The organism is Roseibium sp., from assembly GCF_025698965.1.
Taxonomy (GTDB): Bacteria; Pseudomonadota; Alphaproteobacteria; order Rhizobiales; family Stappiaceae; genus Roseibium.
Genome location: NZ_JAILWL010000195.1, coordinates 1 through 11193 on the forward strand (window position 1 = coordinate 1; position 11193 = coordinate 11193).

At 48.0% G+C, this 11193-nt stretch carries 5 protein-coding genes and 1 pseudogene; 2 read left to right on the forward strand and 4 right to left on the reverse strand.

All coding sequences use genetic code 11. From position 1 onward, the window contains the following. Positions 1 to 21: 21 nt before the first annotated feature. On the forward strand, positions 22 to 3906 hold the full coding sequence (locus K5905_RS16455; protein WP_297585813.1) for a DNA methyltransferase: 3885 nt from the start codon (positions 22 to 24) through the stop codon (positions 3904 to 3906). Positions 3907 to 4028: 122 nt separating this feature from the next. Here the strand turns inward: K5905_RS16455 and K5905_RS16460 are convergent. The 3 genes and pseudogenes from K5905_RS16460 to K5905_RS16475 all read right to left on the reverse strand — a co-directional run bounded on the left by K5905_RS16460 (position 4029) and on the right by K5905_RS16475 (position 8763). Next, positions 4029 to 6331: pseudogene (locus K5905_RS16460) on the reverse strand (AAA family ATPase). 181 nt (positions 6332 to 6512) lie between these two features. Then, positions 6513 to 7682, reverse strand: coding sequence for a Fic family protein (locus K5905_RS16470; RefSeq protein WP_297585816.1), 1170 nt, complete (start codon positions 7680 to 7682; stop codon positions 6513 to 6515). 196 nt (positions 7683 to 7878) lie between these two features. Next, on the reverse strand, positions 7879 to 8763 hold the full coding sequence (locus tag K5905_RS16475) for an Arc family DNA-binding protein (RefSeq protein WP_297585817.1): 885 nt from the start codon (positions 8761 to 8763) through the stop codon (positions 7879 to 7881). Positions 8764 to 9281: 518 nt separating this feature from the next. Here K5905_RS16475 and K5905_RS16480 point away from each other — a divergent pair. Continuing rightward, complete coding sequence (locus tag K5905_RS16480) at positions 9282 to 10391, forward strand: tyrosine-type recombinase/integrase (protein WP_297585819.1); 1110 nt, start codon at positions 9282 to 9284, stop codon at positions 10389 to 10391. Between the two features lie 83 nt (positions 10392 to 10474). Here K5905_RS16480 and K5905_RS16485 read toward each other — a convergent pair. After that, positions 10475 to 11193: LysR family transcriptional regulator substrate-binding protein (locus K5905_RS16485; RefSeq protein ID WP_297585821.1), on the reverse strand; the 719-nt coding region annotated here is incomplete at its 5' end.

Genomic DNA, 11193 nt, shown 5'->3' on the forward strand with positions numbered 1-11193 from the left:
TTCTCTCTCAAAAGCAATAAGATGTCGCTCAAAAGAAACACATACATCAGCAAAAATTTTCTGAAGTCAGTTTGGGCAGTCGACTACGAAGTTTTCAAAAATTCCGAGCAGGAGAAAGCCTTGCGTTTGCGCTTGCAAAACTGGGCAGATCGCACCGATCTCGGCGAAACTTCCTCTGAAGCTGCGTTCATTGCGACATTTTTCGAAGAGATTTGGGAATACAAACATACGGGCCGCAATGATGGCAGTTCTGGTTACGATCTCTATCCCCAGTATCCTGTGAAAGGAGCGGGGCAGAAAGGCGGAACGGGTAAAGCAGATTTGGCCATTGGTTTGTTTGGATCAGAAACCAATGCAGATACACCGCAAATTCTTGCTGAGTTCAAAGATATTAAGTCCAATCTTGACGCATACCAAAACCGAAAAGGAAACAACCGCTCTCCAGTTAAGCAAGCACTCGATTATTTAGCTGAAGCGCGGCGCGGCATGTATCTGACTGAAGCCATCGTCCCGACTTGGGCAATTGTCACCGACATGAACGAGTTTCGCCTCTATTGGTTTGACAGAGCGCCAGAGCAGTATCTCTCTTTTGTCATAAAGCCCAAAGACCTGTTTCAAGGTAAAGGCCTTCTCGACGCTACTGAAAAATCTCGATTTGACTTGTTCCTATTTTCGCGAGTTTTTCACCGCGATTTCCTACTCACCCAAGGCGGCAAATCCAAGCTTGAACAACTAATTTCCCGTCAATGGGTTCAGCAGCGCGAACTCGAGAATACTTTCTACAAAGACTACCGCGCCTTCCGCGAAAGACTTTACGAAGCTCTTGTTGAAAGCAATCCAGATTTTTCGGGGACAAAAGGCCGACTTGTTCGCCTGGCACAGAAGATCTTGGATCGCTGTATATTTATTTTCTTTTGTGAGGACATGGGCAGTGCCCTGAATTATCCACCACAACTTTTGCGCAATCTTTTGATCAACGACAGTCGGGACGAATTTTACGATCCAGAGGAACATACGATTTGGGATAGGTTGAAAAGCCTATTCAAATCGATGAACGAAGGTGCCCCCTTCCGTCAACACAAAATCAATCAGTTTAACGGTGGGCTCTTTGCCGAAGATCCTGAGTTGAATGCGCTAGAAATTCCCAACCGCGTTTTTTGCGTGCCCGGTCAGGGTGAGAATGAAGCGAGCCTTAATGCTCACAAGGAGACGTTGCTCTATCTTTCTGCTGCCTACAACTATGCGTCTGAAGGCCTAAACACCGATCATGGGCATGAACCGATTCCAGGGGACAGCGCCAAGACCGATCCATCAAAGAGCCTCGGTCTTTACACTCTAGGGCGCATTTTCGAGCAATCGATCACCGAATTGGAAATCTTGGAGGCCAAAGCAGACGGTCTACTTTCTATTAACGAAGAAAGTAAACGCAAGCGTGACGGAGTATTCTATACGCCAGAGTGGGTCGTAGAAAAAGTCGTACATCATACGATTTCTCCCCTATTTCATGAACTTAAAGCGCAAGCAGGTTGGCCTAGCGAAGAAAACAAGTATCCGACGCAAGACGCGATCGAGTCTTACCGTTCGGAACTACGTAAAATTAAAATTCTCGATCCAGCTTGTGGCTCGGGAGCATTTCTGATCACATCGCTGCGCTACCTTGTTACTGAATGGCACGCATTGCGAGGCTTGGAAGAAGTAGCCGCACGGGCTGAACTTGAAAAAGCTCAGTCCTCGAAAAAAGGCATCACCAAAGCCCGGCGTCGCATTCGTGACGTGAAAAACGTGCGTGATGATGCCTCGCTGATCAACGACATTCTAAAAGAAAACATCTACGGCGTTGATATCAATCCAGCATCAGTTGAAATCTCACGCTTGGCCCTTTGGTTGCATACAGCTCGGGGTGATAAGCCACTGTCTTCATTAGAGAGCACAATTAAAACAGGTAACAGCTTAATTGGGCCAGACTTTTATGAGGGTCGTATGGACATCGACCTTTATGATGCCGATCAGCGTGAACGCATCAATGCATTTGACTGGCGGAAGGCATTCAAAGAGGTCTTTGCGGATGGCGGATTTGATGCAGTAGTCGGCAACCCGCCTTATGTGAAGTTGCAGAACTTCCGCAAAGTACATGCAGACATGGCGGAACGCTTGAAAACCCGCGCGGACGGTTCCGCAGCATACGAAAGCACCCAGACGGGTAACTTTGACCTATATTTGCCGTTCATTGAACAAGGTCTGCGATTACTGAACAAACGCGGGCGAATGGGATACATCTGCCCCAGCCTTTGGGAAATGAATGACTACGGCATAGGTTTGCGGGGTCTAATCGAGCGCGGGCGCAATTTGGAAGGTTGGATCAACTTTCGCGCTTTTCAAATTTTTGATGAAGCAATCACCTACTGCGCTCTTCAGTTTTTTTCCAAGCGAGCCAACGATACTTTGAAAATCGCGATGGCTGGTGATGGCGAAGTTTCGGAAAACCCGTGGCCCGACGAGAGTTGCGAATTACCTTACGAGCAAATTGCCTTTGGAAACCGATGGCTATTGCTTACAGGCAAAGAGCGCAACTTACTGGATAAAATGTATGCAAGTTGCAACAAGCTTGGCGATCAACACGTTTCCAAGAATATCTTCCAAGGAGTAAAAACCGGAGCTGATCCCGTCTACAAGCTCAGGCGCATCGGAACAAACAAGTACGCTCCCACCACTGGAAAGAACGGGGCGCAAGAGTTCGATATCGAAGATGAACTTATGCATCCTATTCTGAGCGGAGATGACGCCAAGAGATACTACACCGTTGAATCTGGAACATTTCTGCTTTTTCCTTATGAGTTTTCTACTAGACAGCGATTGATACCTGAGGAAAAATTCAAGAAACTTTTCCCGCTCGCTTGGAATTACCTAAATAGCTTCAAAGATATACTCGAGACTCGTGACGGAGGGGATTTAAAGGGGGCAGAATGGTACCGTTTCAGTCGAAGCCAAAGCTTGGATAAAGTTGGATTTTCAAAACTATTTATTGCAGGTACCGCGCCTGAGATACGTTGTTCAATTGATGTTGAAGGGAAGTATTTCCTAACCGGTGGAAGATTGGATGGGATCGTTCCCGCTGAAACGAGCGATCTGTACTATTTGCAGGGGATTCTGAACTCCAAGACATGTGGGTTCGTTTTCAAAAGAATTGCGCGGATAAAAGATAACAATTTCTATGAAGCGAACAAGCAATTCATCGCGCCACTACCAATCCCCAATTGCACTGATGATCAGAAGAGGAGTGTGGCAACACAAGCTGAAATGTTGCAAAAAACAATATCCAAGCGACACGACTTAGCAAATCGGATCGCTAAGCGAACAGGTAGTCTCAAACACAAAAAACGACCGATTAACTGGCTGTTTCCTGACCTTCCAGCGCTAGATGATCTCAGTGACACTGCGCCAAAAAGTTTGGGTACGCGGGCACGTAAAGCTTGGGCGAAGTCCAAGTTGACTGAGGCGATCACTGCAAAATACGAGGAAATCACTGGACGCCTAAACCCGACTGCATCGCTTTCTACCAAATTTGAGGACGGCGAATTGGCATTTTACATTGATCACACTCCGATCATATCGGGCATCTGGTTAAATGAAAACGATGGCAGGTTTATCTCTGCTCAATGGGACAATTTCATTGCAACATTCAACATTACTTACAAAACAGACGGCAAAAAGCTCTGCGAGGCTTTATTGAAAATAGGCGAAACTGACAATGCCGCGTTGCGGGACCAGATAGTCAAGCTTCAAGGAGAATTGGCTGAATTTGACAGAAACATTACATCTAAAGAACAGGCGCTCGATACGGAAATTTATAACCTGTACAACCTGAGCGAAGAAGAAATCCGATTGGTAGAAGAAGACAGATTGTAGCCAATAAGAAAACTTTGAAGGGATAGACTGGAGATTCTGTTCAACCACATCTCCTGACTGTTTGCCTGAACATAGACCACGTGTCGGCACTATAATGGTAGCACACCTGAACGCCACTCGCGTCAGTCAGCACTAACAAGATTTGTTTGATCGTTGTTTTCATCAAAAGCTGGAGCGACAGGTTCCACACCGTCTGCCATTTTGACAACGTTCGAATCTTGCCCATTAGCGGCAGCGACTGGAAGGGCAACGTAGTCCTCTCCCATCATCATTTTATAATGCCCACCGTGATCAGTTTCCTCGAATATCCTTTGAAACACGTTGAGGTACCGCTCGATTTGGCCAAGATCACAGCTCAAATAGAGATCGTCGTTTGCAAAATGCGATCCGTCATTCACCCAAGAAAAAAGTGATCCGCACACGAGTTTGTCGTGCCCTTCAAATTTTTCTATAATATCTTCTGGCGTGATCCCTCCAAAAAATTTGAAGTAGTGTTCGATGATTCTCCGCATAACGTTCTGGATCGAAGTGTCCGAAGGCGGGTCTTGGCGAACTTCTTTCCAAAGTAATTCATAGCTGGACTTAATCGGATTTTCTTCGCATGGCATTAATTCAGAGCAAGATGCCGATTTTCTGATAATCCAGAATGTTTCATCACGCATAGGGGTAGAACCGCTGCGCTTTTTATTAAAAGTGATCTCTTTATGAAAGTAGATGTTGTGGGTCAAAACAAAGATCTGCTTGATGGAACTATTTCCATCCCGCATTTCATTCACTACGCCCTTTATGAGATTGCATACAATAAAGAGGATGTCGGCATCCAAACTAGATACCGGATCGTCAAAGACAACAATCCTGTCCGTTGTTGCTCCGCTTGCGGTGAATGATCCCCTAATCAAGTGGTGGAAATACAGGAAAGTGATAAACGACTTCTCGCCTTCACTCAGAGTTTTTTTTGCATCGGAACCATCGAGGCGCTTGACTTCGTAGAACCCCGCCTTCTTGCCTTCAACAAGGTTAAAATTTGTGAACCCAAATGATTTCAGAAGCTTGTTTATCCCGTCAATTGTCGGTTTGATGCTTGTTATTTTACGTTCGTTTTCATCAATCTCGTTCTGTTTTGCTTCCAGTTCTTTTGTGCAGTCAGATATTTTATCCGTCAAAGCGTTAATCGCTTTATCAATTGCATCGCTGTCTTTTTCATACTTATCAAACATCAATTTGCTGTCGTAGAGCAAGCGTTTCCAAACCTGAGAAGCCAGCGTTTCTTTGCGCGCACCAATGTTCTGAAACGTGTCATTATTGGTTTCCACCTTGCTGTTGGCAGTAGCAATATGCGCTTCAACAGCATCCAATAGTGGTTTGGTATCTTTCAGCGAGACTGGCGTGCTTGGTTCCTTTTTCTTGCTATTGATTTCCTCGACGTTGGCTTCTAGTGCAAGCCGGAGAGTAACTAGATCCTTTTCGAAAAGATCCCGATCTAGAAATGGGCAGTCAACGATGTCTGGAGCTGCATAAGCAACCAACAGCGTGCTGACCGCTGTTTTGTAATCTTGAAGAAGATCATCCACTGCTGCAAGATCGCTCACATAGGTTGCGTCAAAGTAATCTTCTAGACTATTCCGGAATGAGGCGTCTGTTCTTTGCTGACAAAACGGGCATTGATCTTCGAGTTTGTCAAAGAACTCGCGCCCCTGCTGTACCCAGTCACTGTTGCCTAAACTTTCGATAAGACCCGCAATATCAACGTCTTCCTTGCCAATGATCTTTTTGGCCAAGATTGCAGAGGATTCAAGCGCTGCAAAGCTCGGAGTGTCAGGTACAGGCAGGGGGGCACTTCTTTCAGTGTGTCGGAAAATACTGACTTCGCATCTTTTCGAATGTCTGCAATATCGCGCAATTCCGACTTATTGCTTTGGCATTCGATCAGATATTGGGCACAAAATCTCCTTTTACTATTATTTAATCCCGGGAATGATGAACTTAGATCTCCAAAATTTTGCTTTATCTTCCAGACATCTTCGACAAGCTGGTTTTCTAGATCGTCGCGTTCCTTTTGTTTGCCCGTAGAGCCGTCTTCACCATTTAAAGTTTTGTTGATTGTGGCAGTCTCAGCCTTCAACGCTTCAATTTTCTGGGCGATTTCAACATTCTCACCGAACGTGTAAATGCCCTTGATGCTGCTTTCTGCGTCGAAGTGTTTTTCTACGAAATCTCTATTGTAGACGAGCCTTTCCAGAGGATTTCCCGCTAACCAAGTGACCGAACAATTCGAATAGCTGGCAGCGTTACCTATTATTCTAGAAATCGTTGTTTTGCCTGATCCGTTCGGCCCAAAAATAAAGTTTAGCGCTTTCAGGCCCTCCAAGTTAGTCCCGGTGCCACTATATGCTCCTTCGTTAGCTAAATGGATTAACTCTATCATTGGTTACACTTTCGATAAAACACCTATCTAAGGTAAAGGTGACACTTGAGTGCAGCCGATGGCAAGTACTTATTGCTTGGCGAGCGACAGAGCGCTCGATCGTTATATGAATGCTTCGAAATACTCATAATGAGATAGATCTATTCAGGCCTAATCGATCGGCGTACAATTCACCGCCTTTTCATTGCTCTGCGCCTTCGCTCAAAATATCTAAATATGCCTGATAGGCGAATACGCGGTCGCGTTTCCGACCTGTGATTTCTTCAACCAAACCAAGCCTTTGCAATTGCCTAAGAGCGGCGTTGACCGTCGGCATAGTAAGGCCGCATTGTTCGGCTGCTTTTGTTGCCGTCAAGAACGGGTGTGTGCGCATAAGATCATAGATCTGAAGAACAGACCCGGCGCGTTCAGCTTCTGCAACGATCCGTTCGCGGTCTTTCTCTAAGAGAGAAGCGATACGGTTGGCAGTTTCAAACGCCTGATTAGCGGTTTCTGCCACACCATCGAGGAAGAATTCGAGCCATGCTTCCCAGGCACCACGTTCACGCACTTCCTGCAATAGTCGGTAGTAGTCGGAACGGTGGCTCTTCAGATAAAGCGAAAGATAGAGTAACGGCTGTCGCAGAACGCCCTCGGCACAGAGAAACAGCGTGATCAACAGACGACCAAGTCTGCCATTTCCATCCAGGAAGGGGTGAATTGTCTCGAACTGCACGTGGAATAAACCCGCCTTGATGAGTGGTGGTATTTCCTGAGTGTCAGAATGCAAAAAACGCTCCCAATCTCCGAGGCAGCCCATCACCTCATCTGGAGGTGGAGGGACGAACATCGCATTGCCTGGGCGAGTCCCACCGATCCAATTTTGCGACCTCCGAAATTCACCGGGGTTTTGCGTAGCACCCCGACCGTTGTCGAGCAGCCTGCCGTGCATCTCCCGAATTAGGCGAAGAGAAATTGGCAACGTGGTCATTCGTTCAATGCCGTACATCATTGCATCTACGTAGTTGGAGACTTCTTTGATGTCATCGAGCGGTGCTCCGGCGATAGCTTCCGTTTCAAACCGCAAGAGATCGGACAGCGTCGATTGTGTGCCTTCTATCTGCGAGGACAAAACCGCTTCTTTGCGGACGTACATATACAAAAAGAGCTCTTTGTTAGGCAGAAGTACGGAGACCCCATCGAGTCGTCCCAAAGCTCGCTCTGCCGCGCTCAAGCGCGTCACCAAGTTTGAGAGGTCTATCGGTGGCACCGGTGGCAGTGGCGGGGGAACAAAGGCACGCACGCGTTCACCGGCCACCGACGTTTCGACGAACTTTCCTAAGCGTCCTTCAAGTTCGCTGGTTTCGGGCACAACAAAGCCTCCAGGGTATTAAGTACGTCGATTTAAATAACGGAGCTCGCTAATTAAAAGAACACCAATTTTGTTAATTAAGAGCCATCACTAATTAAATTGATGAAAACATCTCTTGTTGAAATGAAACGCCGTCAAGTGACCGAAGCGGATTTCGCTCAAAAGACTTGCTTCATAGCAGGATAGAAATCTGCTGCTACTCGCTCAAGATCTTGTCACGCTCAGCTCGCAAGACCTCTATATGATCGAGATTGCGATATACCCTTTTGCAAAATTCCTGATAACCCGCCCAATAGCCATAGTCATTTGCCTGCTTTTCAAAGCTGGGCGGTTGCCACCAATCAGAAAACCAGGATGACGAACGGGCCTGCTTGACCGCAAGAAGAGGATTCAGGTCTCCGTGTATGAGCTGAACGAATAGCTCCGGCTCCAAAAGATACCCCGAAGAGTCTATCTGTCTATGGCCCCAACTCAGTTTTCTGCACGTGTTTGAAAAGCTGGCTTGATCATATTCGCCTGAGCCGCCAACAACTTCGCTTAGATTCAATGTTGTTTTGAAGATTTGACACGCAAAATCATCATTCACCGTGACAATCGCCACGTTGCCTTCTCTCGCCATGCTTCGGATAAATGCAATTTTATTCGGACGTTGCATCGCAAGCGTTTCCGCTAACTCCACACCGTAAGAGTACAAATCATGCACTTCAAAAGGGTGCCCTTCGCCATGCTTGAGCCACTCTGGTCGGACATTTAGGTATTTGGCGACACGGTCGGAAAGTTCAAAGGAGGGATAGGAACTCCCTCCAAAGACTCGTTCTAATTGTTCCGCCGTCTCTTCCGAAACTGCTTCTGCCACTTTCGAGACAGATATTTTCGTGTGGCCCACACCATTTATCTGCTCAAGCGCCCATTTGTATCTGGCTGAAACGCTGGACAAAAACGTTTCTTCTAAACGCGCAACGATTTCAGCGTTCATGGAGCGATTGCTGAGTTTTGCAGCCTCGGCGATTTGATCGCGCATACCATCCGGCAGGCGAACGACGAATTGATCTTTATCTTTGGCTTTGGTCTGGCGTGTCATGGCCTGTTGATACTCGCAAAGTGCTATACAGAAAATACTAGCATAATGCGATCTTTTTAGCATATAGTGCTCTTGCAGATAGCATAATGCTATTAATTAGGAGTTTAACAAATGAACAAGCAAAACTGGCCGAGAGTTCTCGTACGCCTGCCTGTTGAAGCCAAGCGGTTTTTGGAACTGGAAACCCAGAAGAACGCCTCATCATTGAACAGCGAAATTGTGCGCTGTATCCGACATCGAATGGAGGAGCTCAGTAGATCAACGTTCTCTGCTTCCGAGACCTCTCAGTCCCCTCGCTAAGGAAGACCTCTATTGAACTCACCTGTCGTCCTTCCAAAAGCCCTAACCGAAGCCAAAACCGCCTTAGAATGGGCGTCCATATTCGCAGAAAAAGGCATCCGGATTTCTCCGCGCCAGCTCACAGCAAGAGCTCGCAGATTGGGTGCATTTTATTCCTGCACCCGGCCAATGCTCCTGCACCCAGATCACATCGAACAGATTTTAAACCAGACAGAACAATGCCACTCGAACTCATCAACCGAAAAGACACTGATGTATGGCACATCCGCGGCCGCATCGACGAAATCCCAGACTGTAAGTACATCCGTAAGAGCACGGGAAAAACTCGAAAGGCTGATGCAGAAACGTACTTAGCCTGGTTCAAGCAGCAACAGATCAGAGCCTATTATGCCTCGGATCTCCCCGAAGAAGAAAGACCGTTTCTGTTTTCTGACGCCGTTGAACTTTATAACCCAACACCGGAATTTGCGGGTTATCTACTGAAGGTGATGCCGTATCTAGAAAACCTTCCAATCAGCGACATCACTCCCACAATGGTACGCAACCTCGGACCGGCGATCTCCCCATTTAACTCGACCGAAACCTGGCATAAGCAAATCGTCACCCCCGTGCGCGCCGTCATCAATCACGCCCATGATCTTGGCAAATGTGAAGCGATATCGATCAAGGGCTACCCCGAGACTGAGCGTCTTAAGCAGGATCAAAAAAGGGGAAAGCCAAGCCGACAGGAGAAAGTGCCTGGTGACTGGGACTGGCTCCTCCGATTCAGACAGCACACCGACCTCCGCTTCGGCCTGCTTGCCCAATTCATGTTCGAGACGGCTGCGCGGATTAGTCAAGCCCTGGCAATCACACCGAACGACCTAGATCTCGGCAACTGCATTGTTTCCATTCCACCCGCAAAAGGCGTCGATCGAACTCCTGTGCGAATCTCTGACGAACTGTCTGCAGAACTCATGCAACTTCAACCGCGTCGACCACGCCGAACAGGTAACCCGAACCAGGAACGCCCGCTAACGCTATTCGGATATGCATCGCGAAGCAGCGTCTACAAACGATGGAAGCGCGTTTGCGACGCGGCTAAGATTGATCATCGCATGCCACACGCCGCTGGACGCCATGGCTTTGCCACCGAGATGCTGAACAGGCAGGGTATCGACCCCCATGCGGTCGCTAAATATGGCCGCTGGAAAGATACCAAATTGCTCTTCGAAACCTACGGCCATTCAGAGAATGCCGAAAGCAAGATACGGCAAGGCCTTCGTACAGGTCGTGTACAGGCGCTACAGCCTAGATCATCTAACAAATTGAAAAATAATAAGGAATAACTCCATGACAGCCCCCCTCCGAAGGCAGAGGCCAGAGGTTCGAATCCTCTCGGGTGCGCCATTTCTCCTTTCAACTTCCCGCCTCATCCCAGCGTCTTGCGCGCGACGTCCATGAACAGGCGGATGATCTTGACTTCGCGCCTTTGGGCCATGTGGACGAGGGTTTCGCTCATGTCGAGTTGGGCATCTTTCAACTGGATCTGAACCAGCCGGTCGTCGTGACCGAATTCGGCCTTTGACACAAAGCCGATGCCGGCACCGGAAGCGACGATTTCGCGGACGGCTTCGCGGCCTTCGGCAACGATTGCGGGCCTTAAATCAATGCCTTGCTGCTCAGCGGCCTCAACCAGTTTGGCACGGGTCTTTGACCCTTCTTCGCGGAAGATCAGCGGCTGTTCCGTCAGGTCGCTGATGGTGAGCGTGCGCTTGGACGCAGGCAGAAAGCCGCGAGCTGCGAAAGCCAGAATTTCAGTGGACCCCAGCGACAACTGTTCCAGATCCTTCCCCGGGTCGACACTGCCAACAACCCCGATTTCGGCATTGTAGGTACGCAGTTCCGATATGATGTCCGTCGTGTTGCCAACCCTCAGGGAAATCGTCACCTTCGGGTATTTCTTGCGGAACTGGGTGAGGATCGCCGTAACGTGGTGCGCACTGTCGGCAATGATGCGCAATTCACCTTCAATCGCGGCACTGGTTTCCGACAGGTATTCCTCGATCTGTTGTTCGATCTCGAAATATTGCTTGGTCAGGTGGAACAGGCGATCACCGTCCGTGGTCAGATGCACACGCTTGCGTTCAC